Below are 26995 nucleotides of genomic sequence, written 5' to 3'. Positions count from 1 at the left end.
GAAGCCCAGACCATGAGCGTGTTCGCGCAGGTGATCTACATCGCGCTGATGGTGTTCCTCGTCGTGCTCATCTTCCGGCTGGTCATGGACTACGTCTTTCAGTTCGCCCGCTCGTGGCAACCCGGCAAGGCGATGGTGGTCGTCCTGGAGGCCACCTACACTGTCACCGATCCACCGCTGAAGCTTCTGCGGCGGTTCATCCCGCCGCTGCGTCTCGGGGGCGTGGCGCTCGACCTGTCCTTCTTCGTACTGATGATCATCGTCTACATTCTCATCTCTGTTGCGCGGAGCTTTCTGTGATGAGGGTTGACGATACGGTCTTGCCGACTGCCGATGACTACGTTGAGGTGAAGAGATGCCGTTGACCCCCGAGGACGTGCGGAACAAGCAGTTCACGACCGTCCGCCTCCGAGAAGGCTATGACGAGGACGAGGTCGATGCCTTCCTCGACGAGGTCGAAGCCGAACTGACCCGTCTGCTTCGTGAGAACGAGGACCTGCGCGCCAAACTGGCCGCGGCCACGCGCGCTGCTGCCCAGAACCAGCAGAACATGCGCAAGCCTCCGGAGCAGGACCAGCAGCAGGGCATTCCCCAGCAGGGGATGCGAGGTCCCGGCGCGCCGGTGCCCGCCGGGATATCGGGCCCGCCGCAGCAGCAGATGGGTGGCCCCATGGGTGGCCCGCCCCAGCTGCCGAGCGGTGCCCCGCAGCTGCCCGCTGGTCCCGGCGGTCAGGGCGGCCCGCAGGGTCCCGGTCCGATGGGCCAGGGTCCGATGGGTCAGGGGCCGATGGGACAGGGTCCGATGGGTCAGGGCCCCATGGGCGGTCAGCCGCCCATGCAGCAGCAGATGGGCGGCCCGATGGGCGGCCCCATGGGCGGCCCGATGGGCGGCCCCGGTCAGGGCCCTGGTGGCGACAGCGCCGCCCGAGTCCTCTCGCTGGCCCAGCAGACCGCCGACCAGGCGATCGCCGAGGCTCGCTCCGAGGCCAACAAGATCGTCGGCGAGGCCCGCAGCCGCGCCGAGGGTCTGGAGCGTGACGCCCGTGCCAAGGCCGACGCCCTGGAGCGGGACGCGCAGGAGAAGCACCGCGTAGCCATGGGCTCCCTGGAGTCCGCGCGCGCCACGCTGGAGCGCAAGGTCGAGGACCTGCGCGGCTTCGAGCGCGAGTACCGCACGCGTCTGAAGTCGTACCTGGAGTCGCAGCTGCGCCAGCTGGAGACGCAGGCCGACGACTCGCTGGCCCCGCCGCGGACCCCGGCCACCGCCTCGCTCCCGCCGTCCCCGGCGCCCTCCATGGCCCCGGCCGGTGCGAGCACCCCGTCGTACGGCGGCAACCAGACGATGGGTGGGGCCCCTGCGCCGTCCGCTCCGTCCTACGGCGGTCAGCAGCAGATGACCCCGGCGATGACCCAGCCGATGGCCCCGGTCCGTCCGCAGGGTCCGTCCCCGATGGGTCAGGCTCCCTCGCCGATGCGCGGGTTCCTGATCGACGAGGACGACAACTGAGCACCGGGCACTAGTACGACAACGGCGTCGGCAGCGTTCAAAGGGCGGGGCCCCGGACTTCGGTCCGGGGCCCCGCCCTTTTTACGCGTGTTGACGGGGGTGTCGACCGGATGTCGTAGCGTGACCGCGATGAACGAGCACACGGTTCCCCGGGGCGGGCAGGCGTCAGCCGGGATCCGGCCCCCGCGCTGCGGTCGGCCGCCTCGCGGTGCCGGGCCGAGCGGCGCTGCCTCGACCCCGTGTGCGGGTTCGAGGCGGTGGTGCGCGACGCGACGACCGAGGCGATCCGTGCCGTCCTCACGGCGGGCGGCTTCGTCCTCGGCGGGCACCCGAACGATTCCGGGATCGGCATGCTGTACGCGGGCCGGCCACCGGAGCACCGGCTGTCGCTCTCGCCGGCCGTGGGCGCATCGGGCTTCTCGCGCACGGGGAAGGGCCCGGCCCCCACGGGGAGCCGGGCCCTTCCCAGGCCCCTGCTATGCCTTGCGCAGCCGGAACGTCAGCGACAGGCCCTCGTCGGTGAAGGCATCGCCGTACGTCTCGTCGGCCTCGCCCTGACCGAAGTCGGTCGCCAGGACCTCCTCGGCGATCAGTCCGGCATGCTCGGTCAGCGCCGCGAGGACCGCGGGGTCGGTCGAGGTCCAGCGCAGCGCGATCCGGTCGGCCACGTCCAGTCCGCTGTTCTTGCGGGCCTCCTGGATCAGCCGGATCGCGTCACGGGCGAGGCCCGCCTGCCGCAGCTCCTCCGTGATCTCCAGGTCCAGCGCGACCGTGGCGCCGGAGTCGGAGGCGACCGACCAGCCCTCGCGCGGTGTCTCGGTGATGATCACCTCGTCCGGGGCGAGGGCGACCGTCTCGCCGTCGACCTCCACCGACGCCGTGCCCTCGCGCAGGGCGAGGGACAGCGCGGCCGCGTCGGCGTTCGCGACGGCCTTGGCCACGTCCTGCACCCGCTTGCCGAACCGCTTGCCCAGGGCGCGGAAGTTCGCCTTGGCGGTCGTGTCCACCAGCGAGCCGCCGACCTCGGAGAGGGACGCCAGCGCGGAGACGTTCAGCTCCTCCGTGATCTGGGTGTGCAGCTCGCGGTCGAGCGCCTCGAAGCCGGTGGCGGCGATCAGGGCCCGGGACAGCGGCTGGCGCGTCTTGACGCCCGACTCCGCGCGCGTGGCACGGCCCAGCTCCACCAGCCGGCGGACCAGGACCATCTGCTTCGACAGATCCGGGTCGATCGCGCCGAGGTCCGCCGCCGGCCACGACGCCAGGTGGACCGAGTCCGGGGCGCCCGGGGTCACCGGCACGACCAGGTCCTGCCACACCCGCTCGGTGATGAACGGGGTGATCGGGGCCATCAGCTTGGTGACCGTCTCCAGCACCTCGTGCAGTGTGCGCAGCGCGGCCTTGTCGCCCTGCCAGAAGCGGCGACGCGAGCGGCGGACGTACCAGTTGGACAGGTCGTCGACGAACGCGGACAGCAGCTTGCCGGCGCGCTGGGTGTCGTACGCCTCCAGCGCCTGCGTCACCTGGTCGGTGAGCGCGTGCAGTTCGGAGAGCAGCCAGCGGTCGAGGAGCGGTCGGTCGCTCGGGGCCGGGTCCGCCGCGCTGGGAGCCCAGTTGGACGTACGGGCGTAGAGCGCCTGGAAGGCGACCGTGTTCCAATACGTCAGCAGCGTCTTGCGCACGACCTCCTGGATGGTGCCGTGGCCCACCCGGCGGGCCGCCCACGGGGAGCCGCCGGCCGCCATGAACCAGCGCACCGCGTCCGCGCCGTGCCGGTCCATGAGCGGGATCGGGTCCAGGGTGTTGCCCAGGTGCTTGGACATCTTGCGGCCGTCCTCGGCGAGGATGTGGCCGAGGCACACGACGTTCTCGTACGACGACTTCTCGAAGACGAGGGTGCCGACGGCCATGAGGGTGTAGAACCACCCGCGCGTCTGGTCGATCGCCTCGGAGATGAACTGCGCCGGGTACCGGCTCTCGAACAGCTCCTTGTTCTTGTGCGGGTAGCCCCACTGCGCGAACGGCATCGAACCCGAGTCGTACCAGGCGTCGATGACCTCGGGCACGCGCGTGGCCGTCTTCCCGCAGCCGTCGTGACGGCAGGCGAAGGTGACCTCGTCGATGTACGGGCGGTGCGGGTCCAGGCCCGACTGGTCGGTGCCGGTCAGCTCGGTCAGTTCCGCGCGGGAGCTGACGACCGTGAGGTGGTCGTCCTCGCAGCGCCAGATCGGCAGCGGGGTGCCCCAGTAGCGGTTGCGGGACAGCGCCCAGTCGATGTTGTTGTTCAGCCAGTCGCCGAAGCGGCCGTGCTTGACCGTCTCCGGGAACCAGTTGGTCTTCTCGTTCTCCTGGATCAGCCTGTCCTTGACGGCCGTGGTGCGGATGTACCAGGAGGGCTGCGCGTAGTAGAGCAGCGCGGTGTGGCAGCGCCAGCAGTGCGGGTAGCTGTGCTCGTACGGGGTGTGCCGGAAGAGCAGGCCGCGCTGCTGGAGGTCCTCGGTGAGCTTTTCGTCCGCCTTCTTGAAGAAGACGCCTCCGACCAGCGGGACATCCTCCTCGAAGGTGCCATCGGGGCGGACCGGGTTGACCACGGGCAGGCCGTAGGAGCGGCAGACCTTGAGGTCGTCCTCACCGAAGGCGGGGGACTGGTGGACCAGACCCGTACCGTCCTCGGTGGTGACGTACTCGGCGTTCACCACGTAGTGCGCGGGCTCCGGGAACTCCACCAGCTCGAACGGACGTTGATACGTCCAGCGCTCCATCTCGGCGCCCGTGAAGGTCTGGCCGGTGACCTCCCAGCCCTCGCCGAGCGCCTTGGCGACGAGCGGCTCGGCCACGACGAGCTTCTCCGCGCCGTCGGTCGCGACGACGTAGGTGACCTCGGGGTGCGCCGCGACGGCCGTGTTGGACACCAGGGTCCACGGGGTCGTCGTCCACACCAGGAGCGCGGCTTCGCCGGCGAGCGGACCGGAGGTGAGCGGGAAACGGACGTACACGGACGGGTCGACGACCGTCTCGTAGCCCTGCGCCAGCTCGTGGTCGGACAGGCCGGTGCCGCAGCGCGGGCACCAGGGGGCGACGCGGTGGTCCTGGACCAGCAGGCCCTTGGTGAAGATCTCCTTGAGCGACCACCAGACCGATTCGATGTACTCGGGGTCCATCGTCACGTACGCGTCGTTGAGGTCGACCCAGTAGCCCATGCGGGCCGTGAGCTCTTCGAAGGCGTCGGTGTGGCGGAGCACGGACTCGCGGCACTTGGTGTTGAAGGCGGCGATGCCGTACGCCTCGATGTCCTGCTTGCCGCTGAAGCCGAGCTCCTTCTCGACCGTCAGCTCCACCGGCAGCCCGTGACAGTCCCAGCCGGCCTTGCGGGCCACGTGGTAGCCGCGCATGGTGCGGAAGCGGGGGAAGACGTCCTTGAAGACGCGTGCCTCGATGTGGTGGGCGCCGGGCATGCCGTTCGCGGTGGGCGGGCCCTCGTAGAACACCCACTCCGGGCGGCCCTCGGACTGCTCCAGGCTCTTGGCGAAGATCTTCTGGTCGCGCCAGAAGTCGAGCACGGCGTGCTCAAGAGCGGGCAGGTCGACCTGTGCGGGCACCTGGCGGTACGTCGGCGCTGTCATCTGCGAGCATCCTCCAACGGACTTGCTGCCTTCCGTCGGAGGGACGAGAGCCTTCGATCCTGTCTACGCCGTGTGCGGCGCGCTCCCGCGGTACCACCCTCCTTGGCCCTCCGCCGCGCCGTACGCGCCGGTGAGCCCCCTCATTGGGGTCGCGATGCCGGTTCTACTCGCCGCGGTGGGTACTCCACGGCGTTCTTCCGGCGGCTCCGGGGTGATCTTCACGTCGCGCTCGCCCCCGGGCTCACACCGTCCCCGGGTCGCTCTGGGCTGCGTACGCCGCTACTCGTCCCCATCCACGCTTTTCGCTCCGCCCAGTGTACGGCTCCGCGCGGACACCGGCCGACCGCTTTTCTCCGGCGGGCGGGCGGCCGGCGGGGCCAGGAGACGTGTGACCCGAATGGCGAGGTCGCGGCCGCTCACCTTGGGCGACGCCCGGCCCGGCGGATTACCCGGCGGGGAGCTGGGCACAACGCATGCAGGTCCGCCGCGCGGGGGGCGCGGGGCAGGCGAATCGGGCGGCGTGCCCCGTTGCCGGAGGACTCAAGTCGATTTATCGTCCCAGCACGATTCGCGAGCAAGATCACAATATGTGAAGGGGCCGCGGCCATGGTGGCGAAAAAGACCGTCGTACAGCAGCCGGCGACCGGTCGCACCCGGGGCGCGGCCGTCTCCGGCGGTACGGCTGCCTCCGGTGGCGAGGCCGGGAAGGCCGGCGGCAAGAAGAACGCGCACGCTGCCGTGAAGAAGGTGACGGCTGTGGACAAGGTGGTCGTGGACGAGGAGGGCGGGCGGAAACCGGGTACCGCGGCGGAGGCCGGGAAGAAGGACTCGGGCAACAAGCACACCGCCGAGAAGGCGCCGGTCGAAAAGGCATCGGCCGAGCAGGCGCCGGTCACGAAGGCGGCCGTGGCGAAGAAGGCGACGGCCAAGAAGGCAGCCGCCGCGAAGACGACCGCTTCGAGGACGGCCGGACAGAAGGCCGGCGCGAAGGGGACGGCTGCCGCGGCGGCCACGAAGGCGAGCACGAAGAAGGCGAGCACGAAGAAGGCGGGTGCGGGGAAGACGGCCGTGAAGGCGGCGGCCGCGAAGAAGACCACCGCCGAGGGGACGGCCGTGAAGGCGACGGAGGGCGGCAAGAAGACCGGCGCGAGGAGCACGGCCGCCGGGGACGTCTCCACGGGGGCGGCCGAGAAGAGCACGGCCAAGAAAGCGGGCGCGGCGCGGGCCGCGAAGCAGACGGGAGCCACGACAGTGGTTGCGAAGAAGACTCCTGGCACGGCCACGGCGGAGCAGACCGCCGTACCCAAGGCGCGGATCGCCGCGGCGGAGCCCGGCGAGCTGGCGGTGCGCCCCGGTGAGGACCCCTGGACCCCGGAAGAGGTCGCCGAAGCCCGTGCGGAGCTGACGGCCGAGGCGCTGCGGCTGAAGACCGAGATCAGCTCCTCCGAGGAGTCCCTGGTGGGACTGATGCGGGACTCCGGGGACGGCGCCGGCGACGACCAGGCCGACACCGGGACCAAGAACATCACGCGCGAGCACGAGATGGCACTGGCCGCCAACGCGCGCGAGATGCTGATCCAGACCGAGCGCGCCCTGGAGCGGCTCGACGCGGGCACCTACGGTCTGTGCGAGAACTGCGGCAACCCCATCGGCAAGGCCCGCATGCAGGCGTTCCCGAGGGCCACCCTGTGCGTGGAGTGCAAGCAGAAGCAGGAACGCCGCTCCTGAGCACGGGGGGCCGCCGGAGCGTGCCGTAGTCTCGTGCCGAGGCAGGCACCTAGGTTGAGGGACTCACGTGGCAGAGGCGGAGCGCATCATCGGTATGCCGGACACCCCGGACGACGGCGGCGAGCGGACGGCGGCGGCCGGAGCGCCCGCCGGGTCCGGCGCGGGCGCGCAGGAGGCGCCGGCGCGGCAGCGGACCGGCCGCGGGCGACGGATCGCCGTGCTGTTCGTGGTGGCCGCGTTCGCCTACGCCCTCGACCTGATCAGCAAGATGCTCGTGGTCGCGAAGCTGGAGCACCACGCGCCGATCGAGGTGGTCGGGGACCTGCTGGAGCTGCACGCCATCCGCAACCCGGGCGCGGCCTTCGGTTTCGGCGCGGCCTTCACGATCATCTTCACGCTGATCGCGGCCGCCGTGATCGTGGTGATCATCCGGCTGGCCCGCAAGCTCTACAGCTTTCCCTGGGCGGTCGCGCTCGGCCTGCTGCTCGGCGGCGCGCTCGGCAACCTCACCGACCGGATCTTCCGTGCGCCCGGGATCTTCGAGGGCGAGGTCGTGGACTTCATCGCGCCCAAGGGCTTCGCGGTGTTCAACCTGGCCGACTCGGCGATCGTGTGCGGCGGCATCCTGATCGTGCTGCTGTCCTTCCGCGGTCTGGACCCCGACGGCACCGTCCACAAGGACTGAGGCCGCGGGACTCTCGTACGAGGTTGTCGGACCCGTCCGGCATACTCGACGGGTGAGCACGATTCCCGAGATCCGTACCCTGCCCGTGCCCGACGGCCTGGAGGGCGAGCGCGTCGACGCCGCCATCTCCCGCATGTTCGGCTTCTCCCGTACGAAGGCGGCCGAGCTGGCCGCGGCAGGCAAGGTGCAGGTCGACGGCACGGTGGTCGGCAAGTCCGAGCGGGTGCGCGGCGGTGCCTGGCTCGAGGTCGAGATGCCGGGGGCGCCCGCCCCCGTGCAGGTCGTGGCCGAGCCGGTCGAGGGCATGGAGATCGTGCACGACGACGAGGACGTGGTCGTCATCGTCAAGCCGGTCGGTGTGGCCGCGCACCCCTCGCCGGGCTGGTCCGGCACGACCGTCATCGGCGGTCTCGCGGCCGCCGGGTACCGGATCTCCACCTCCGGCGCCGCCGAGCGCCAGGGCATCGTGCACCGCCTCGACGTCGGCACCTCGGGCCTGATGGTGGTCGCCAAGTCCGAGTACGCGTACACGTCGCTCAAGCGCCAGTTCAAGGAGCGCACGGTCGACAAGCGCTACCACACCCTTGTCCAGGGCCACCCGGACCCGACGAGCGGCACCATCGACGCGCCCATCGGCCGCCACCCGAACCACGACTACAAGTGGGCGGTCACGGCCGACGGCAAGCCCTCGGTGACCCACTACGACCTCATCGAGGCCTTCCGCGCCGCCTCCCTGCTGGACGTGAAGCTGGAGACCGGCCGCACCCACCAGATCCGCGTCCACATGTCCGCCCACCGCCACCCCTGCGTCGGCGACCTGACCTACGGCGCCGACCCCACCCTCGCCAAGCGGCTGCGCCTGACCCGGCAGTGGCTGCACGCCGTACGGCTCGGCTTCGAGCACCCCGGGGACGGCCGGTGGGTGGAGTTCGCGTGCGACTACCCGGAGGACCTGCAGACGGCCCTCGACCAGGTGCGCGAAGAGACATACGCGTGAGCACGCCGTACACCGTCCGGACCGCCGAGGACCCCGCCGACCGTGAGGCCTGCTTCGCGGTGCGCAAGGACGTCTTCGTAGTCGAGCAGGGCGTCCCGCAGGACATCGAGTACGACGCGTACGACGCCGTCGCCGTGCACCTGCTGGCGGTCCGCGAGGACGGTGTGCCGCTCGGCACCGGGCGTCTGCTGCACGGCGAGGCGGCCATGAAGAAGACCGGCCAGGACGCCTCCGTGGGTTCCCTGGGGCGGCTCGCCGTGACCCGTCGGGCGCGTGGGCTGGGCGTCGGCGTGGCCCTGGTACGGGCCATCGAGGACGCGGCACGCGCGCGTGGCCTGGCCGCGGTGGACCTGCACGCGCAGACCCGGGCCCTGGGTTTCTACGAGCGCCTGGGCTACGAGGCGTACGGCCCGGAGTTCCCGGACGCCGGCATTCCACACCGGGCGATGCGGCGCGCTCTGTAGCAGTCTTGAGGCCTGCCATGTGAATCGTCGAGTTCCGGAGCGCTCGCCGTGGATCAGCCGGTCCTGTTGTTCGTGCTGCTGCTCGGGGCGCTGGTGAGCGTGCCGGTGGGGGACCGGCTGGGGCTGCCGGCACCGGTGCTGATGACCCTCTTCGGCGGGATCCTGGCGGTCGCCGACTTCGTTCCCGACGTGGACATCCCGCCCGAGCTGATCCTGCCCGCGCTGCTGCCGCCGCTGCTCTACGCCGCCGTACGGCGGACCTCGTGGCGGCAGTTCGCGGCCAACAAGCGCCCGATCTTCCTGCTGGCCGTCGCCCTCGTGTTCGTCACGACGGTGTGCGTGGCGTACGTCGCCAACGCGATCGTGCCGGGGCTGCCGCTCGCCGCCGCCGTGGCGCTCGGCGCCCTGATCGCCCCGCCGGACCCGGTCGCCGCGACCGCCGTCGCCGGGCAGCTCGGACTGCCCCGCCGGCTGGTGTCGATCCTGGAGGGCGAGGGGCTCTTCAACGACGTCACGGCCATCGTGCTGTACCACGTCGCGATCGCCGCGGTCGTCAGCGGTCGGTTCTCGGTCTGGCGGGCCGGCCTGGACCTGGTGCTGTCCGCCGTGGTCGCGGTCGTCGTCGGGCTGGCGCTCGGCTGGGGCGCGAACAGACTGATGGACCTGCTCGGCGACGCGACCCTGCAGATCGGGCTGACCCTGCTGGTGCCGTACGCCTCCTATGTGCTCGCGGAGCAGCTGCACGGGTCGGGGGTGCTCGCCGTGCTCACCACGGCCCTGTTCCTCGCCGAGTACGCCCTGGACGCCGACGCCGTGATGACCCGGCTGGCCGGGTACGCCTTCTGGGACATCATCGACACACTCGTCACCGGTGTCGCCTTCGGGCTGATCGGCCTCGAACTGCACAACGCGATCCGGACGGCGACCGGGCGCTGGGGCGAGCTGATCGGCTGGGCGGCGGCCGTCACGGGGGTCGTGGTCGTCGTCCGGCTGGTGTGGCTGATGCCGGCGACCTGGCTGACCAAACGGCTGCACGCCTGGCGGGACTACGACGAGGAGATCCCGATGAGCTGGCGGGAGACCGTCGTGATGTGGTGGTCCGGGATGCGCGGGGTGGCCTCGGTGGCGCTGGCGCTCGCCATCCCCCTCAGGACCCGCGACGGGTCCCCCTTTCCCGACCGGGACGAGCTGGTCTTCATCGCCTTCGGAGTGATTGTCGCCACGCTGGTGCTGCAGGGGCTGACGCTGCCCTGGCTGGTGAAGCGGCTCGGGGTGCGGGCCGACTCCGAGCGGGAGAAGGACTTCGAGAAGGAACTGGCCGTACGGGCGGCGAGGGCGGCCAAGCGCAGGCTGCGGGAGATCGAGCAGGTGGAGGAGCTCCCGGAGGAGCTGTCCGAGCAGATGCTGCGGCGGGCCTTCGACATCGGGATCCGGATCAGCCCGGACATGGGGGAGGAGGAGCGGCGCGAAGCGCAGCACCAGCGGGCCAAGCGGCTGAAGAGGGTGCGGCGGATCCAGGGGGAGATGCTGAGCGCGGCGCGGCACGAGGTGCTGGCGGCGCGGAGCGAGCCGGGGGCGGATCCGGAGATCGTGGACCGGGTGCTGAGGCATCTCGACGCGCGCAGCCTGCTCTGACCCGTGGCCTTCCCGCCCGCGCCCGCCCGCTTCCAGGGGGCTGAGAGGCCGGCGTCTGCCGTGGGGATCCTTTCGCCGCCGGCGGCTTTCCGTGGTGCCGACGCGAGCCCCGGGCCCCGTTCGCCGGCCTTGCCGGGACGTTCGCGGTACGGCGTTGTCGTACCCGGCTGGCACCATGGCCTCATGAACATCATGCTCTTTCACTCGACCTACGGGCTCAGGCCCGCGGTCCGCGACGCCGCGGAACGGCTGGGCGCGGCGGGCCACGAGGTGTGGACCCCGGACCTCTTCGAGGGGCGCACCTTCGACACGGTCGAGGAGGGCATGGGGTTCAAGGAGGAGATCGGCAAGGAGGAGTTGCTGAAGCGGGCCGTGCTGGCGGCGGCTCCGTACTCGGAGCGGGGGCTCGTGTACGCGGGGTTCTCGCTCGGCGCCTCCATCGCGCAGACCCTCGCCCTCGGCGACGACAGGGCGCGCGGGCTGCTGCTTCTGCACGGCACGTCGGACATCGCGCCGGGCGCGTACGCGGACGAGCTGCCGGTGCAGCTGCACGTGGCCGAGCCCGACCCGTTCGAGACGGACGACTGGCTGAGCGCCTGGTATCTCCAGATGGGCCGGGCCGGCGCCGATGTGGAGGTCTACCGGTACGCGGGAGCCGGCCACCTCTACACCGACCCCGGGCTGCCTGACTACGACCGGGAGGCCGCCGAGGCCACCTGGCGGGTGGCGCTCGGCTTCCTCGACGACCTGCGGGCCGCGTAGGGACGGCCCGGTCGGCTTCGCGCGGTTACACCGGGTCGTAGGTGCGCTCGATCTTCTGCGTGCCGCTGCGGGTGCGGTACGAACGCTCCCAGCTGGAGGTCGCGTTCGGGTCCGTGCGGTCGGACAGGACGTAGTAGTCCATCTGCGTGCGGTCGGCGGTGATGTCCAGGACGCCGTAGCCGTGGCGGTCGGTGTCCACCCAGTGGACGTGCCGGTTGGCGGCTCTGATGACCGGCGAGGCGACCGCGGAGACGGTGCCCTCGGGGACCTTCACGATGTCGTCGAGGTTGTCGGAGGTCACCGAGGTCACCACGAACTCGGTCGCCGCCGAGGCCGACAGCGGGTAGGTTCCCGCGTCCACCGGCACGTCGTTGGCCCACGCCATGTGGATGTCACCGGTCAGGAAGACGGTGTTGCCGATGGCGTTGGAGCGCAGGTGGTCCAGCAGCTCGCGGCGGTCGTCGGTGTAGCCGTCCCACTGGTCGGTGTTGACGCCGATGCCGTCCTGGGGCAGGCCGAGGAGCTTGGCGAGCGGCTTGAACAGGTCGGCGGTGAGGGAGCCGACCACGAACGGCGAGATCATCACCGAGTTGCCGACCAGCCGCCACTTGGTGTCGGAGGCCTTCAGCCCCGCCTTCAGCCAGTCGAGCTGGGCGCGTCCGGTGATCGTACGGTTCGGGTCGTCCACCGAGCCGCTGGCCGCGGAGGCCTGCTGCGAGCGGAAGGAGCGCAGGTCCAGCAGGGACAGGTCGGCGAGCTTGCCGAAGCGCAGCCGCCGGTAGGTGGTGCCGGCGATCGCGGGGCGGACCGGCATCCACTCGAAGTAGGCCTGCTTGGCGGCGGCCTGGCGGGCCGTCCAGGTGCCCTCGGCGCCCTCGGTGTGGTTGACCGCGCCGCCCGACCAGGAGTTGTCGGCGAACTCGTGGTCGTCCCAGATCGCGATGACCGGCGCCTTCAGGTGCAGCGCCTGAAGGTCGGGGTCGGTCTTGGTCTTCGCGTGCCGGATCCGGTAGTCGGTGAGGGTGATGATCTCGTTCGCCGGGGCGTGCGGGCGCACGACCTTGCCCCGGGTCCCGTACTCACCGGACTTGTACTCGTAGATGTAGTCGCCGAGGTGCAGCCAGGCGTCCAGGTCGCTGCGGGCCGCGAGGTGGCGGTAGGCGGAGAAGTAGCCCGCCTCCCAGTTGGCGCAGGAGACCACGCCGAAGCGCAGGCCGGACACGGAAGCGTCCGCCGCCGGCGCGGTGCGGGTGCGCGCCACCGGGGAGTCGGTGCCGCCGGCCGAGAAGCGGAACCAGTAGTCGGTGGCCGGCTCCAGGCCGCGTATGTCGGCCTTCACGGTGTGGTCGGAGGCGGCCCTCGCGGTGGTGGACCCCTTGGCGACGATGCTGCTGAACGCCTTGTCCTTGGCGACGACCCAGCTCACCTCGGTGTCCGGGCCGACTCCGGAGCCCGGTGTCGCCTCCGGGGTGGGGGTCACGCGGGTCCACAGCAGGATGCCGTCGGGCAGGGGATCGCCGGAGGCGACACCGTGCAGGAAGGCGGGCGCCTGGTCGGCGGCACGCGCGGGAAGGGCGGCGGCGGCGAGCGGGCCGGCCAGAACAGCGGTCGCCGCCGCGGCCTTGACGACCGTACGGCGGCGGGGCGAGAGGGAGTTGATGCCCTCGGAGGCCGAAAATGATCTGTATCGACTGGTCACGGCCGATCAGGTTACTGAGCAGTTTTACTGATTGGTATGCGTAAGAGCGGGCGAACTTCGAAAGTTCGCCCGCTCTTCACGCGGTGGCCAGTTTTTGACGGGTGATCAGCCCTTGAGGGCCGCGTCCACCACCTTGTCGAAGTCCTCCGGGGACATGGGCGGGCCGCCCTGGGTGCCGACGGTGAGCTTCTTGCCGTCCATGACGAAGCTCGGGGTGCCCCTCACACCGTCCTTGGCGGCGTCGTCGAAGGTCTTCGACATGGCCATCGCCCAGGCGTCGTAGGTGCCCTTCTTGACCGCGTCCTGGAACTTCGTGTTGTTCTTCAGCGCGGGCACGGTGTCGGCGGCCTTGATGAGGTAGGAGTCGTCCTTGAACGCGTCGGTGTTCTCATCGGGGTGGAACTTCGCCGAGTAGAGCGCGCGCTTGTACTCCAGGAAGGCCTCGGGGCTGACGTTGAGCGCGGCGCCCAGGGCGCTCAGCGCGTTCTTGGATCCCACGCCGTTGTCGTGGTTGTCGATGAACGTGGCACCGATGAACTGGATCTTGAACTTGCCGTCGTCGATGTCCTTCTTCACGGTCGTGCCCACGCTCTGCTCGAACTGGGAGCAGACCGGGCAGCGCGGGTCCTCGTAGACCTTGAGGGTCTTCTTGGCCGTGTCCTTGCCGATGACGACCGTGGTGCCCTTGTCGCCCGTGGTGTTGGCCGGGGCGACGACCTTGGCGTCCTTCAGACCCTCCCAGTAGCCGGGCTTGTTCATCTGGACGACGGCGTAGCCGATGCCGCCCGCCGCGGCCAGCACGCCCACGACCGAGGCGGCCACGACGACCTGTCGCCTGACCTTGTCACGCTTGGCCTGCCGCTCGCGCTCCGCGCGCAGCCGCTCCCGGGCCGCCGTCTTCGCCGACTGTGTGTTCCGCTTGCTCATATTGGTGATCTCCATGTGGGACGCGCACATGCCGTACGCGAGATACGTGTGGGGAACCGGTCGTGCTCAGTTGCCTTCGTCGCCCGTGCTCAGGCGAGGGCGAAAGCGGTCGAGCACGGCGGTCCCCGCCGTCCCAGGGAGTGCACGAGAAGCAGATCGCGGACGGCGGCCGGCCGAGGGGCCGGACGCGGCAGCCGCCGCGCGGGAGACAACCGCACGCCGCCGGCGGCCACCGCCATCAGCAGCGGCCGGAAGGTGGTCGCGGCGACCGCGCGCACCAGCTGGGTCAGGGCTCGCTCGCCCCGGCGCAGCCAGGCGGCGGCCAGCAGGCCCACGCCGACGTGCGCGGCGAGCAGCAGCCAGGCGGCGGCCGGACTGGCGTGCGCGAGCAGTGCGCCCGGGCGGTCGTGGGCGCCGGTCACCTGGGCCAGCGGGGTGCCCACGGCACCGCCCTGGCACAGCATGTCCAGGCCGACCGCGCGCAGGGGGCCGGCGATCGGGCCGCCCGCCCTGCCGTAACAGGTGTGCTGGCCGGTGGTGAACACCGTGTCCGCGGCCAGCTCCAGCGGGATCAGCAGGGCCGCGATCCGGCCGAAGCCGCGCTCGCGGCCCGCCAGCGCGTACGCGCCGGCGAAGACACCGGCGGCGACCGCGGCCACGGTCGCGGCCGGCAGCGGGGCCCGGGACAGCAGCACGTGCGACGCGGTGCTGAGCGTCACGACCACGGCCGTGAACAGCGCCGTGCGCACGGCTCTGAGCTGGGTCCCGGATATGTCCATAGCGAGAGAAGAGTCTGTCACGTACGCGGGTAAGGGACCCCTAAAGAGTGCCTGTGAGTCCGCGAAGGTTACAGCCCCGGAATCCGGCCGTTGCGAAACAGGTCGACGAAGATCTGGTGGTCGGCACGCGCGCGTGCGCCGTAACGGTGCGCGAAGTCCACCAGCAGGGGAGCGAAGCCCTCCTCGTCGGCCGCGAGCGCCGCGTCGATGGCCCGCTCGGTGGAGAACGGCACCAGGGACTCGCCGGAGGTGTCGTCCGCCGCCGCGTGCATCGTGGCCGTGGCCCGGCCCAGGTCCGCGACGACGGCCGCGATCTCCTCCGGGTCGTCGATGTCGCCCCAGCCCAGGTCCACCGCGTACGGCGAGACCTCGGCGACCAGCTGGCCCGCGCCGTCCAGCTCGGTCCAGCCCAGCCACGGGTCGGCGTGCGCCTGCAGGGCGCGCTGGGAGATCACGGTGCGGTGGCCCTCGTGCTGGAAGTACTCCGCGATCGCCGGGTCCGTGATGTGCCGGGAGACGGCCGGGGTCTGGGCCTGCTTGATGTAGATCACGACGTCGTTCTCCAGGGCGTCGCTGTGGCCCTCCAGGAGGATGTTGTACGACGGCAGGCCGGCCGAGCCGATGCCGATGCCCCGGCGGCCCACGACGTCCTTCACCCGGTACGAGTCCGGGCGGGCCAGCGAGGAGTCCGGCAGTGTCTCCAGGTAGCCGTCGAAGGCGGCCAGCACCTTGTAGCGGGTGGCCGCGTCCAGCTCGATGGAGCCGCCGCCCGGCGCGAAGCGGCGCTCGAACTCACGGATCTCGGTCATCGAGTCCAGCAGCTCGAAGCGGGTCAGGGAGCGGGCGTCACGCAGCGCGTCCAGGAGGGGACCCTGCGCGGTGTCCAGCGTGAACGGCGGCACCTCGTCGCTCTTGGCGCCCGTGGCCAGGGCGTGGATGCGCTCGCGGTAGGCGGCGGCGTAGATCGTCACCAGCTCGGTGATCTGCTCGTCGCTGAGCGCCTTGGCGTACCCGATGAGCGCGATGGAGGCGGAGAAGCGCTTGAGGTCCCAGGTGAACGGGCCTACGTAGGCCTCGTCGAAGTCGTTGACGTTGAAGACCAGGCGGCCGTTGGAGTCCATGTAGGTGCCGAAGTTCTCGGCGTGCAGGTCGCCGTGGATCCACACGCGTGAGGTGCGGTCGTCCAGGTACGGGCCGCCGCGCTTCTCCGCGTCGAGGTCGTGGTAGAAGAGGCACGCCGTGCCCCGGTAGAACGCGAAGGCCGAGGCCGCCATCTTCCGGAACTTGACCCGGAACGCGGCCGGGTCGGCGGCCAGGAGCCTGCCGAAGGCGGTGTCGAAGACGGCGAGGATCTCCTCGCCGCGCGGCTCGTCGTTGAGCTGGGGGACCGACATCGCGGGGTGCCTCCTGGTGCATTGCCTGTACGACAGCGTTTCTGCCGTACCCAACGGGCGACGCCACGCGGGAGTGCCCGGTTCCCGCATGAAGGTACGCAGGGATAGCCCGCGAGTGTCAGTCCCGGGGCATAGACTTCGACGCTGACCCCAGAACTGTCCGCCCGCCCGTCCCCCAGTGTTTTCCGTTGGAGGCCATACCGTGTCAAAGCCGCCCTTCACGCACCTGCACGTCCACACCCAGTACTCGCTGCTGGACGGTGCCGCGCGGCTCAAGGACATGTTCAACGCCTGCAATGAGATGGGCATGACGCACATCGCCATGTCCGACCACGGCAACCTCCACGGGGCGTACGACTTCTTCCATTCCGCGCAGAAGGCCGGAATCACCCCGATCATCGGGATCGAGGCGTATGTCGCACCGGAGTCCCGGCGCAACAAGCGCAAGATCCAGTGGGGCCAGCCGCACCAGAAGCGGGACGACGTCTCCGGTTCCGGTGGTTACACCCACAAGACGATGTGGGCCACCAACAAGACGGGTCTGCACAACATCTTCCGGCTCTCCTCCGACGCCTACGCCGAGGGCTGGCTGCAGAAGTGGCCCCGGATGGACAAGGAGACGATCTCCCAGTGGTCCGAGGGGATCGTCGCCTCCACCGGCTGTCCCTCCGGAGAGGTCCAGACGCGGCTGCGCCTGGGTCAGTTCGACGAGGCCCTCAAGGCCGCCGCCGACTACCAGGACATCTTCGGCAAGGACCGCTACTTCATGGAGCTGATGGACCACGGGATCGAGATCGAGCACCGGGTCCGCGACGGTCTCCTGGAGATCGGCAAGAAGCTCGGCATCCCGCCGCTGGTCACCAACGACTCGCACTACACCTACGCGCACGAGGCCGGCGCCCATGACGCCCTGCTGTGCATCCAGACCGGCAAGAACCTCTCCGACCCCGACCGCTTCAAGTTCGACGGCACCGGCTACTACCTGAAGTCCACGGACGAGATGTACGCCATCGACTCCTCGGACGCCTGGCAGGAGGGGTGCGCCAACACGCTCCTGGTCGCGGAGATGGTGGACACCTCCGGCATGTTCGAGGCGAAGAACCTCATGCCGAAGTTCGACATCCCCGAGGGCTACACCGAGGTCACCTGGTTCAAGGAGGAGGTCCGCCGCGGCATGGAGCGCCGCTTCCCCGGCGGCATCCCCGACGACCGCCAGAAGCAGGCCGAGTACGAGATGGACGTCATCATCCAGATGGGGTTCCCCGGCTACTTCCTCGTGGTCGCCGACTTCATCATGTGGGCCAAGAACAACGGCATCGCGGTCGGCCCCGGCCGAGGCTCCGCGGCCGGCTCGATCGTCGCCTACGCCATGGGCATCACCGACCTCGACCCGATCCCGCACGGCCTGATCTTCGAGCGCTTCCTGAACCCCGAGCGCGTCTCCATGCCCGACGTCGACATCGACTTCGACGAGCGTCGGCGCGTCGAGGTCATCCGGTACGTGACGGAGAAGTACGGCGCCGACAAGGTCGCCATGATCGGCACGTACGGCAAGATCAAGGCCAAGAACGCGATCAAGGACTCCGCGCGCGTGCTGGGCTATCCGTACGCCATGGGCGACCGGCTCACCAAGGCGATGCCCGCCGACGTCCTCGGCAAGGGCATCGACCTGAACGGCATCACCGACCCCTCGCACCCGCGCTACAGCGAGGCGGGCGAGATCCGCGGGATGTACGAGAACGAGCCGGACGTGAAGAAGGTCATCGACACCGCCAAGGGCGTCGAGGGCCTGGTCCGGCAGATGGGCGTGCACGCGGCCGGCGTGATCATGTCCAGCGAGACCATCACCGAGCATGTCCCGGTCTGGGTGAGGCACACCGACAACGTCACCATCACGCAGTGGGACTACCCGAGCTGCGAGTCGCTCGGCCTGCTGAAGATGGACTTCCTGGGCCTGCGCAACCTCACGATCATGGACGACGCCGTCAAGATGGTGAAGGTCAACAAGGGGGTCGACATCGACCTCCTGGGCCTCCCGCTCGACGACCCGACGACCTTCGAACTGCTCCAGCGCGGCGACACCCTCGGCGTCTTCCAGTTCGACGGTGGCCCCATGCGCTCGCTGCTGCGCCTGATGAAGCCCGACAACTTCGAAGACATCTCCGCCGTGTCGGCGCTGTACCGCCCGGGTCCCATGGGCATGGACTCGCACACCAACTACGCGCTGCGCAAGAACAAGCTCCAGGAGATCACCCCGATCCACAAGGAGCTGGAGAAGCCCCTCGAAGAGGTCCTGGCGGTCACCTACGGCCTGATCGTCTACCAGGAGCAGGTGCAGAAGGCCGCCCAGATCATCGCGGGCTACTCGCTCGGCGAGGCCGACATCCTCCGCCGGGTGATGGGCAAGAAGAAGCCTGAGGAACTGGCGAAGAACTTCACCATCTTCCAGGCCGGCGCCCGCAAGAACGACTACAGCGACGAGGCGATCCAGGCCCTGTGGGACGTGCTGGTCCCGTTCGCCGGCTACGCCTTCAACAAGGCCCACTCGGCCGCGTACGGCCTGGTGTCGTACTGGACCGCCTATCTGAAGGCGAACTACCCCGCCGAGTACATGGCCGCGCTCCTGACCTCCGTCAAGGACGACAAGGACAAGTCGGCGATCTATCTCAACGAGTGCCGCCGCATGGGCATCAAGGTGCTCCCGCCGAACGTCAACGAGTCGGTGCACAACTTCGCCGCCCAGGGCGACGACGTGATCCTCTTCGGCCTCGAAGCCGTGCGCAACGTCGGCACCAACGTGGTGGAGTCGATCATCAAGAGCCGCAAGGCGAAGGGCAAGTACGCCTCCTTCCCCGACTACCTCGACAAGGTCGAGGCGGTCGCGTGCAACAAGCGCACCACGGAGTCGCTGATCAAGGCGGGAGCGTTCGACACCCTCGGGCACACCCGCAAGGGGCTGACGGCCCAGTACGAACCGATGATCGACAACGTGGTCGCGGTCAAGCGCAAGGAGGCCGAGGGGCAGTTCGACCTCTTCGGCGGCATGGGTGAGGAGGAGAGCAGCGAGCCCGGCTTCGGACTCGACGTGCAGTTCGCCGAGGACGAGTGGGACAAGACCTACCTGCTCGCCCAGGAGCGGGAGATGCTCGGTCTGTACGTCTCCGACCACCCGCTCTTCGGCCTGGAGCACGTCCTGTCCGACAAGGCGGACGCGGGCATCGCCCAGCTCACCGGCGGCGAGCACGCCGACGGCGCGGTCGTCACCATCGGCGGCATCATCTCCGGCCTGCAGCGCAAGATGACCAAGCAGGGCAACGCCTGGGCCATCGCCACCGTCGAGGACCTCGCCGGCTCCATCGAGTGCATGTTCTTCCCGGCCACCTATCAGCTGGTGTCCACGCAGCTGGTCGAGGACGCCGTGGTGTTCGTCAAGGGCCGCCTCGACAAGCGCGAGGACGTGCCGCGGCTCGTCGCCATGGAGCTGATGGTCCCGGACCTCTCCAACGCGGGCACCAACGCCCCGGTGATCCTCACCATCCCCGCCACCAGGGTCACCCCGCCCATGGTCAGCCGCCTCGGCGAGATCCTCAGCCATCACAAGGGCGACAGCGAGGTCCGGATCAGGCTCCAGGGCCCGCGCAAGACCACCGTGCTGCGCCTGGACCGGCACCGGGTCAAGCCCGACCCGGCCCTCTTCGGCGATCTGAAGGTGCTGCTCGGCCCCTCCTGCCTGGCGGGCTGAGCGAATGCGACGGGAAGGGGCGCACCCTCTGCGGGTGCGCCCCTTCCGTGTGCCTGGGCTTCAAGTGCCCTTTAGTTGTGGCCGAAGCGCTTCTGCTGCTTACGAGCAACGTCCGACGGGCTGCCCGGGACGTGCATCGGGGACTCGTGCGCCTCCGTGGACGACCGCTGTGCGCGCTCCTGAGCCTGCTCGGCCTGCGAGGCGCGGCTCTGCGGGCCACCCTGCTTGCGGTTCTTGTTCTTGGCCATGGTGATCTGCCTCCTGCGGGGGATCTAGGGGCCAGGGCCGGGATCAGATTCACATAAGCTGACATCAGGCGCATGTCGGATAATTACCGTGTGTAACAGCGTGGACGGGCCAGGGAATGCTGTAACGCCACGCCGAAGATCGAGTTCGGGCCGTTAACCCTCGCGCAGTCGGGCAGACTCGAAGGAAGTCCGAAGCAAAGCCTCCTGGGAAGAGGGTGAGTCGCGTGGACCGCTGCATCGTCCTGGTGGACGCCGGGTATCTGCTGGGTGCCGCCGCCAGCCTCCTCGCCGGCGAGCCCTCGCGGTCCCGGATCACCGTCGACCACACCGCGCTGATCCAGGCCCTGCGCGAACGCGCCGAGTCGGAGACCGAGCGCCCGCTGCTGCGCATCTACTGGTTCGACGGCGCCCCCGACCGCGTTCCCCAGCCGGAGCACCGGCGGCTGCGCGTGATGCCCAGGGTCACCGTCCGGCTCGGCGCCCTCACTCGCAGTGACGGACGGTGGGCGCAGAAGGGCGTGGACGCCGCCATGCACGCCGAGCTGACCGAACTGGCCCGCAACCGCGCCTGCTCCGACGTCGTCCTGGTCACCGGCGACGGCGATCTGCTGCCCGGCATGATGGCCGCCAAGGAGCACGGCGTCGCCGTCCACCTGTGGGCGGTGCAGGCCGCCGACGGGGACTACAACCAGTCCGAGGACCTGGTCGCCGAGGCCGACGAGCGGCGCGTCCTGGACCGGGCCTGGATCACCCAGGCGGTCCGCGCCAAGGAACTGACCGGCGTCTGCGCGCCGCCGCCCGCGCCCCGCCCCGAGATCGCGGCCATCCTCTCCGCGCCGTTGCCCGAGTCCGCGCTCGCCGCGGCCGCCGAGCGGTCCGCCGAGGAGGGCGCCCGCCCGCCGGCCGCCGCGTCGGAGAACGGCGCCCAGGAGCGGGTGCCCGCCCCCAAGGGCGTACCCACCCCGAAGGACCTCGCCGCCCTGCGCGCACCCGGTGCGCAGGGCGTGCAGCATCCGACGACCGCGACCCTGAGGTGGTCCTCCGACAAGGGCTGGGTGGACCGTCCGGGAGCGGTCTCCGAGCCGCCCGAGGTCGCCTCCATGCCGACTCTGGCCCAGCTGACCACCGCCGAGCAGCGGTGGGCCGACCGGGAGGAGGACATCACCACCGTCGGCGGCGACCCGTACGAGGTGGGGCAGGTCTTCGCCCGCCGGTGGATGTCCCGGCTCGGCGACCAGGGCCATCTGCAGAGGCTGTCCTCGATGTATCCGCGCATCCCGCACCGCATCGACGGCGAGCTGCTGCGGTACGCCGCCCGCTTCGGCCTGCTCGCGCACAAGGACGACCAGATCGACGATCACGACCGTTACGCCATCCGAGCGGGCTTCTGGCGCGAGTTCGATGTGCCGGCGGCGGCGGAGCACGCCCCTGCCGGGGAGTGAGCGGGCCGTCGCGGGCAGGTGCGGTGGCTTCGGCACCGCCGGTCTCCGCCGTCGTGGCTGATCGCCGTCGCGGCGGGGTTCCGCTCCGCGGCGGAGCGGGACGAGCCCCCAAAGACGAGTAAAGGGTTCGGACCCCGTAGTCTCGTCCCTTGTGAGTACGCGCGCGGGACAGGCACTTCGGCATGACGAGGCCGTACGCGTGCGCGGACTCGGCAAGACCTATCCGCCCGTCAAGGGACGGCGCGGGACGCCCGCCACTCCCGAGGTGCGGGCCACCGACGGCGTGACCCTGGACGTGCGCCGCGGAGAGATCTTCGGGCTGCTCGGGCCGAACGGCGCCGGCAAGTCCACCCTCGTACGGCAGCTCACCGGACTGCTGCGCCCCGACGCCGGAAGCGTCGAGATCCTCGGCCATGACATCGTGCGCCACCCCGAGCGGGCCGCGCGCATCCTCGCCTATCTCGGCCAGGAGTCCTCCGCGCTCGACGAGCTGACCGTCTCCCTGGCCGCGGAGACCACCGGACGGCTGCGCGGACTCGACGTACGCGGGGCGCGCGCCGAGCGGGACGCGGTGATCGAGGAACTCGGGCTCACGCCGATCGCCGGGCGGGCGCTGAAGAAACTGTCCGGGGGCCAGCGGCGGCTCGCCTGCTTCGCCGCCGCCCTCGTCGGCCGGCGCCCGCTACTCGTGCTGGACGAGCCGACCACCGGCATGGACCCGGTGGCCCGGCGCGCGGTGTGGGCGGCCGTGGACCGGCGGCGGGCCGAGCACGGTACGACCGTGGTGCTGGTCACCCACAACGTCATCGAGGCCGAGACCGTCCTGGACCGGGTCGCCGTCCTGGACCAGGGCCGGGTCATCGCCTGCGACACCCCGGCCGGACTCAAGGAACAGGTCTCCGGCGAGGTGCGGGTCGAGCTGGTGTGGCGGGAGTCCGCGCCACTGGACGTGCCCGAGGTCGCCGTGCTGCGCGAGCGGGCCGTGGAGTCCGGCCGGCGCTGGACGCTGCGGCTGGCGCCCGAGGAGGCACGGGCCGCCGTCGCCACGGTGACCGGCGGGGCCGCCTTCGCCGCCCTGGACGACTTCACCCTCGCCACGCCCAGCCTGGAGGACGTCTATCTGGCGCTGGGCGGCGCGGCACGGCAGGGGCTGGTGAAGGCATGAGCGCGCGGCTTGTCGTATCCGTATGGTCCCTGTGGGACGGTGGCATGGCCGCCGTAGGGAAGAGGAGCAGGTCGTCGTGAGTGTCGTACCCGCCGAGGTGCTGCCGGGCGATGCCCGGGCCGTGCCACAGGCGGCCCGGGGCGCGGCCGAACTCGGGCCGCCCGCACGGCTGTGGCCCTCGCTGGTGGCCGTCTACCGGGCGCAGCTGTCCCGGGCCCGGGTGGCCCGCATCCCGTTGCTGTTCGTGGCGACCTTCCAGTCCGTCGGCATCACCGTGATGATGCGCGGCGTCGTCGACAGCGCCGGCGAGGCGCGGTCCGTGGTGGCCGGGTCGTCGGTGCTGGTCGTCGCCTATGTCGCGCTGAATCTGCTGTCGCAGTACTTCGGGCAGCTGCGGGCCAGCGGCGGGCTCGATCACTACGCCACGCTGCCGGTGCCGCCGGCCGCGGTCGTGCTGGGCGCGGCGGGGGCGTACGCCTCCTTCACCGTGCCGGGGACCTTGGTGACCGCCGTCTTCGGGTGTGTGCTGTTCGGTCTGCCGCTGTCCAACCTGTGGATCCTGGTGGCCGTGATCCCGCTCGCCGGGGCAGCGCTGGCCGGGCTGGGCGCCGCCTGCGGGCTGCTCGCGCCGCGGCCCGAGCTGGCCACACTGCTCGGACAGCTGGGCATGTCCGCGGCGCTGCTGCTGGGCGTGCTGCCGGCCGACCGGATGCCGGAGATCGTGCGGCTGGCGCGGGATCTGCTGCCGTCGACCTACGGCGTGGAGGCCTACGCGCGGACCTTCGGGGCGCACCCCGACTGGGCCGTCGTCCTCGCTGACCTGGGGGTGTGCGCGGGCGTCGGGGTCGTCTCGCTGGCCGTGGCGGCCTGGGCGTACCGCAGGGCGGCCGTCCGGTGACGCGGCGCACAGCGCGACCTGGCACGATGGCGGGGTGACCGCACCGCTGACGCCGCCTCCGCCGCCGCACGACGACTCCCCGCACCAGGTCCGGCAGGCTCCGCCTGCCGGGGCGCCGGTGGCGGGCTGGTACGAAGAGGACGGCCCTGGAATGAAGACAGAAGTGCGGGAGGCCGTCGTGATCACGGTGGCCGTGGCACTCGGCGGAGTGCTGCTCGGGCTGCTGTGGTCGTGGCTGGCGCCGCATGTGCCGCTCGTGGGCGAGGAGCTCGACCGCAGCTGGGTCGTCTACCTCAAGGACACCGAGGGGGAGCAGGCCATCGGGGTGGACGGGACGTTCACGCTGCTGGGGCTGGCCTTCGGGCTGGTCAGCGGGGTGGTGGTGTTCCTGCTGCGGCGGCGTGGGGGCGTGCCGGCCGTGGTGGCACTCGGCCTCGGCGGATTGCTCGGGTCGCTGCTCGCCTGGCGGCTGGGGGTGTGGCTGGGCCCCGAGTCCGATGTGATCGCGCACGCGAAGGCGGTGGGGAAGGGGGTCACCTTCTCGGCGCCGTTGAAGCTGGGGGCGAAGGGCGCGCTGCTGGCCTGGCCGCTGGCCGGGCTGCTGGTGCATCTCGGGCTCACGGCGCTGTTCGGGCCGCGGGATCCCGAGCCGATGTACCCGGAGCAGCCGTAGCCGGGGTTCCGCCCCGGACCCGGCCTCCCACCCGCCCACCAGGCTCGGTCGGTTTGAAGGGCCGGGCGCGTGGTCACTCCGGGCTTGCTCGGCCTGAAGGTCTCGTCACGTGGTCGTTCCGGGCCCGGTGGGTCGTTCCGGGATCGGTCGGCTCAGTGGCCCGGCTATCAGCCTCTGCCGATCGGTGCCAGTACCGCTGCCGTCAGGTCGGCCAGGTCGCCGGGGGACAGTTCGACCTCCAGGCCTCTGCGACCCGCCGAGACACAGATCGTGGGGTGGGTGTCGGCCGAGTCGTCCAGCACCGTCGGCAGCTTCTTGCGCTGGCCCAGCGGGGAGATGCCGCCGCGGACATAGCCGGTGGTGCGCTCGGCGAGGGCGGGGTCGGCCATGGTGGCCCGCTTGCCGCCCACCGCCGCCGCCAGGGCCTTGAGATCCAGCGTGCCGGACACCGGGACCACCGCCACCGTCAGGGCGCCGTCCACGTCGGCCACCAGGGTCTTGAAGACCCGGTCGGGCGGGACGCCCATCGCCTCCGCGGCCTCCTCGCCGTAGGAGGCGTGGGAGGGGTCGTGGTCGTAGGCGTGGACCGTGTAGTCCACGCCCGCCGTCGTCAGGGCCACGGTCGCCGGGGTGCCACCGGACTGCTGCTTCTTCGACTTCTTCGCCATCGGGGTGTCGGCCTCGGTTCCCTCAGTTCAGACTGGTCGGCGTCCGCGTCAGCTCGAACGCGGGCAACGAGGGCAGGCTACGGATGATCGCCGTCTCCGCGCGAAGCAGTTTCAGCTCGTCCCGGAGCCGGGAGGCGATGTCCGGTGCCTGGAGCAGCCGCTGCTTCGTCGGTGTGTCGAGGACCATCGCCGCGGCGACGAGGTAGGAGACCACCGACGGGTCGTCCGGAAGGTCGGCGCCCGTCGAGAGCGAGCGTTCGCGGGCGCCCGCCAGCCGCTTCTGGTACTGGCGGAAGGCGCGCAACACCCCGTCCGCCAGTGCGCCCGCCTCGTCGCCGGGCTGGTCCGGCAGCTCCTCCAGCTCCGCCGTCAGGAACGGGCCCGACGCGTCCACGGACAGCAGCCGCACCCGGGTCGTCCCGGTCGACAGCACCTCGAAGGTGCCGTCGGCACGCTCCCGGATGGTCGCCGCGTCCGCCACGCAGCCCACCTGCTGGAAGGCCATGAGCGGGTCGGGGCCGAACCCGGCCGCCGGGCCGCGCTCGGGCTGTGTGGTCGGGTCCGGCATGCCCGGAGCGCTGGGCGCCACCTCGTAGCCGTCGCGGATGGCCACGACGACGAACCGGCGCGGCTCGTCCTCGGGGGTCTTCAACAGTTCGCGCATCAGGGCGCGATAGCGCTCCTCGAACACGTTCAGCGGAAGCACGAGCCCCGGGAACAGCACCGAGTTCAGCGGAAAGAGCGGGAGACGGACGGTGGTCACGGCGCCCCAGCCTAATGGTCACCGGAGCGGGCGTGTCCGCCCCGCCCGCTCCGTGGTCTCGGCGGAGCGGGCAGCAGGCCCTCAAGACCCGGCCCGCCGGTCCCGTTCAGGAGTTCCTCGCGCAGCCGCAGGAAGAGGCCCAGCGGGTCGTCCGAGATCCGGTCCCAGGGGAAGGAGGTGGCGTACGGTCCGATCAGCCGCAGCTGGGCGCGGGCGTCGTCCCAGCGCTCCAGCCGCAGCAGGACGTAGAGCAGCTTGTTGCGGGTCTCGGCCGGCCAGGGGTCGGCCGCCGGGAACCGGGCGGAGAGCGCGACCGCGCGGTCGGCCGCGGCGTCCAGCCGCTCGCGCGGCAGCGCGGGACCGCGGTCGTCGGTCAGGTAGGCGAAGGCCGCCCGGGCCGGCAGAGCCTGCACGAGCGAGTCGGTCGGGGCGTCCTGCGCGGCCAGGTCGGCGAAGTCGAAGCACTCGCGGTGCGAATCACGGGGAGTGTGGGGGGCGTCGCCCCATACGGAGCAGCAGAAGGTGCCGAGATAGCGCAGGGCGGCCACATGGCAGCCGTAGTGGTGCGGGGCGCGCCGGACCGCCGCCTCCCACAGCTCCTCGAAATAGCGGTGGCCGGCCCGGGAGCCGCGTGCGTGGTCGAGCGCGATCCGCCACGGCACCGGGTCGCGGTCGTCGGCGCGGGCCGCGGCCGTGATCAGCGGGCTGGTCTCGCGCAGCAGCTCGGCGCGGGCCGGGGAGGGCCAGACGCGGTCCACCGCCAGCTGGGCACCGACCAGCAGCGTGTCGGGGTCCTCGGGGGCGGCCGCGCGCCATTCCTCGAACCACTCGGGGCGTGAGCGGGCGAAGGCGGCGAGGCGTTTGGTCCAGCGGTCGCGGTCCTCCCACTCGGCGGCCGCGCGGGTGGCGGCGAGCAGCGCGGCGGCGGCGCCGTACTCGCCCCGGCCGGCCGCGACCAGCGCGGGGGAGAGACGCTCGTCAGGCGCGTCGAGGACGGCCTCGTCACCGGCCGACGGGGGCGCGGCAGGGCGCGAGGCACGTCGTGTCATCCGTGTGGGGCGGAGGAACGCCGGCAGCAGAGCCATGGTGTCGACCATTGAAAGTCCGCTGGTCGTGGCTGCGCCAGAGGCTCCGGACAAGTCATGGAAGGTTGTACGGCCGACGGTCAAAGACAGGTAAAAGGTGTCTGTTCGTCCCTT

General features: G+C 70.9%; 22 protein-coding genes. 13 read left to right on the top strand and 9 right to left on the bottom strand.

Annotated features, from left to right (window positions below):
• The first annotated feature begins 12 nt into the window (after window positions 1-12).
• Window positions 13-300, top strand: a complete 288-nt coding sequence (locus AVL59_RS37385; RefSeq protein WP_066992668.1) for a YggT family protein — start codon at window positions 13-15, stop codon at window positions 298-300.
• Between the two features lie 55 nt (window positions 301-355).
• Window positions 356-1507, top strand: a complete 1152-nt coding sequence (locus tag AVL59_RS37380) for a DivIVA domain-containing protein (protein WP_067313529.1) — start codon at window positions 356-358, stop codon at window positions 1505-1507.
• Between the two features lie 476 nt (window positions 1508-1983).
• On the opposite strand, the gene ileS is transcribed toward AVL59_RS37380, so the two are convergent.
• A complete protein-coding gene (gene ileS / locus AVL59_RS37375) occupies window positions 1984-5127 on the bottom strand; it encodes an isoleucine--tRNA ligase (RefSeq protein ID WP_067313527.1) in 3144 nt (1047 codons plus the stop codon).
• A 606-nt stretch (window positions 5128-5733) separates the two neighbouring features.
• Between ileS and AVL59_RS37370 the strand changes: the two genes are divergently transcribed.
• From AVL59_RS37370 to AVL59_RS37345, 6 genes are all read left to right on the top strand, one after another.
• Complete coding sequence (locus AVL59_RS37370; protein ID WP_067313526.1) at window positions 5734-6855, top strand: TraR/DksA family transcriptional regulator; 1122 nt, start codon at window positions 5734-5736, stop codon at window positions 6853-6855.
• Between the two features lie 67 nt (window positions 6856-6922).
• Window positions 6923-7540: a signal peptidase II gene (gene lspA, locus AVL59_RS37365; RefSeq protein ID WP_067313524.1), complete on the top strand. Its 618-nt coding sequence runs from the start codon at window positions 6923-6925 to the stop codon at window positions 7538-7540.
• A 52-nt stretch (window positions 7541-7592) separates the two neighbouring features.
• The gene (locus AVL59_RS37360; RefSeq protein WP_067313522.1) at window positions 7593-8537 is read left to right on the top strand and encodes an RluA family pseudouridine synthase; all 945 of its coding nucleotides are present in this window, start codon (window positions 7593-7595) and stop codon (window positions 8535-8537) included.
• The gene (locus AVL59_RS37355; protein WP_067313520.1) at window positions 8534-9001 is read left to right on the top strand and encodes a GNAT family N-acetyltransferase; all 468 of its coding nucleotides are present in this window, start codon (window positions 8534-8536) and stop codon (window positions 8999-9001) included. Before AVL59_RS37360 ends, AVL59_RS37355 begins: the two co-directional genes overlap by 4 nt.
• Window positions 9002-9049: 48 nt before the next feature.
• Complete coding sequence (locus AVL59_RS37350; protein ID WP_067313519.1) at window positions 9050-10636, top strand: Na+/H+ antiporter; 1587 nt, start codon at window positions 9050-9052, stop codon at window positions 10634-10636.
• A 183-nt stretch (window positions 10637-10819) separates the two neighbouring features.
• On the top strand, window positions 10820-11398 hold the full coding sequence (locus AVL59_RS37345) for a dienelactone hydrolase family protein (protein ID WP_067313517.1): 579 nt from the start codon (window positions 10820-10822) through the stop codon (window positions 11396-11398).
• Window positions 11399-11423: 25 nt separating this feature from the next.
• Here AVL59_RS37345 and AVL59_RS37340 read toward each other — a convergent pair whose 3' ends face one another.
• The 4 genes from AVL59_RS37340 to AVL59_RS37325 all read right to left on the bottom strand — a co-directional run bounded on the left by AVL59_RS37340 (window position 11424) and on the right by AVL59_RS37325 (window position 16197).
• Window positions 11424-13097, bottom strand: coding sequence for an alkaline phosphatase D family protein (locus tag AVL59_RS37340; protein ID WP_067313515.1), 1674 nt, complete (start codon window positions 13095-13097; stop codon window positions 11424-11426).
• 105 nt (window positions 13098-13202) lie between these two features.
• Window positions 13203-14024, bottom strand: a complete 822-nt coding sequence (locus AVL59_RS37335) for a thioredoxin domain-containing protein (RefSeq protein WP_067313513.1) — start codon at window positions 14022-14024, stop codon at window positions 13203-13205.
• A gap of 89 nt (window positions 14025-14113) precedes the next feature.
• Complete coding sequence (locus tag AVL59_RS37330; RefSeq protein WP_067313511.1) at window positions 14114-14803, bottom strand: hypothetical protein; 690 nt, start codon at window positions 14801-14803, stop codon at window positions 14114-14116.
• A 68-nt stretch (window positions 14804-14871) separates the two neighbouring features.
• On the bottom strand, window positions 14872-16197 hold the full coding sequence (locus AVL59_RS37325; RefSeq protein WP_067313509.1) for a DUF2252 domain-containing protein: 1326 nt from the start codon (window positions 16195-16197) through the stop codon (window positions 14872-14874).
• Window positions 16198-16399: 202 nt separating this feature from the next.
• On the opposite strand from AVL59_RS37325, the gene dnaE reads away from it, so the two are divergent.
• Window positions 16400-19939 carry a DNA polymerase III subunit alpha gene (gene dnaE, locus AVL59_RS37320; protein WP_067313507.1) on the top strand — a complete coding sequence of 1180 codons (3540 nt, stop codon included), beginning with the start codon at window positions 16400-16402 and terminating at the stop codon, window positions 19937-19939.
• Between the two features lie 71 nt (window positions 19940-20010).
• Here dnaE and AVL59_RS53360 read toward each other — a convergent pair whose 3' ends face one another.
• The gene (locus AVL59_RS53360) at window positions 20011-20187 is read right to left on the bottom strand and encodes a hypothetical protein (protein ID WP_167549312.1); all 177 of its coding nucleotides are present in this window, start codon (window positions 20185-20187) and stop codon (window positions 20011-20013) included.
• Between the two features lie 224 nt (window positions 20188-20411).
• Here AVL59_RS53360 and AVL59_RS37315 point away from each other — a divergent pair, with 224 nt between their 5' ends.
• The 4 genes from AVL59_RS37315 to AVL59_RS37300 all read left to right on the top strand — a co-directional run bounded on the left by AVL59_RS37315 (window position 20412) and on the right by AVL59_RS37300 (window position 24365).
• Entirely contained in the window at window positions 20412-21629 is a 1218-nt protein-coding gene (locus tag AVL59_RS37315) for an NYN domain-containing protein (RefSeq protein ID WP_067318199.1), read from the top strand.
• Between the two features lie 151 nt (window positions 21630-21780).
• Window positions 21781-22794: an ABC transporter ATP-binding protein gene (locus AVL59_RS37310; protein ID WP_079147179.1), complete on the top strand. Its 1014-nt coding sequence runs from the start codon at window positions 21781-21783 to the stop codon at window positions 22792-22794.
• A gap of 76 nt (window positions 22795-22870) precedes the next feature.
• On the top strand, window positions 22871-23692 hold the full coding sequence (locus tag AVL59_RS37305; RefSeq protein WP_067313504.1) for an ABC transporter permease: 822 nt from the start codon (window positions 22871-22873) through the stop codon (window positions 23690-23692).
• A 34-nt stretch (window positions 23693-23726) separates the two neighbouring features.
• A complete protein-coding gene (locus AVL59_RS37300; RefSeq protein ID WP_067313502.1) occupies window positions 23727-24365 on the top strand; it encodes an AAA family ATPase in 639 nt (212 codons plus the stop codon).
• 167 nt (window positions 24366-24532) lie between these two features.
• On the opposite strand, the gene ybaK is transcribed toward AVL59_RS37300, so the two are convergent.
• The 3 genes from ybaK to AVL59_RS37285 are packed head-to-tail and all read right to left on the bottom strand — an operon-like array spanning window position 24533 to window position 26893.
• Window positions 24533-25033 carry a Cys-tRNA(Pro) deacylase gene (gene ybaK, locus AVL59_RS37295; protein ID WP_067313500.1) on the bottom strand — a complete coding sequence of 167 codons (501 nt, stop codon included), beginning with the start codon at window positions 25031-25033 and terminating at the stop codon, window positions 24533-24535.
• Window positions 25034-25055: 22 nt separating this feature from the next.
• Window positions 25056-25796: an LON peptidase substrate-binding domain-containing protein gene (locus AVL59_RS37290; protein WP_067313498.1), complete on the bottom strand. Its 741-nt coding sequence runs from the start codon at window positions 25794-25796 to the stop codon at window positions 25056-25058.
• An 11-nt stretch (window positions 25797-25807) separates the two neighbouring features.
• Entirely contained in the window at window positions 25808-26893 is a 1086-nt protein-coding gene (locus AVL59_RS37285) for a hypothetical protein (protein WP_099053184.1), read from the bottom strand.
• Between the last annotated feature and the right edge of the window lie 102 nt (window positions 26894-26995).

It is taken from the genome of Streptomyces griseochromogenes (assembly GCF_001542625.1).
Lineage (GTDB): Bacteria > Actinomycetota > Actinomycetes > Streptomycetales > Streptomycetaceae > Streptomyces > Streptomyces griseochromogenes.
The sequence above is the reverse complement of the archived record's forward strand: the minus strand, read 5'-3'. Positions and strand labels throughout refer to the sequence as shown.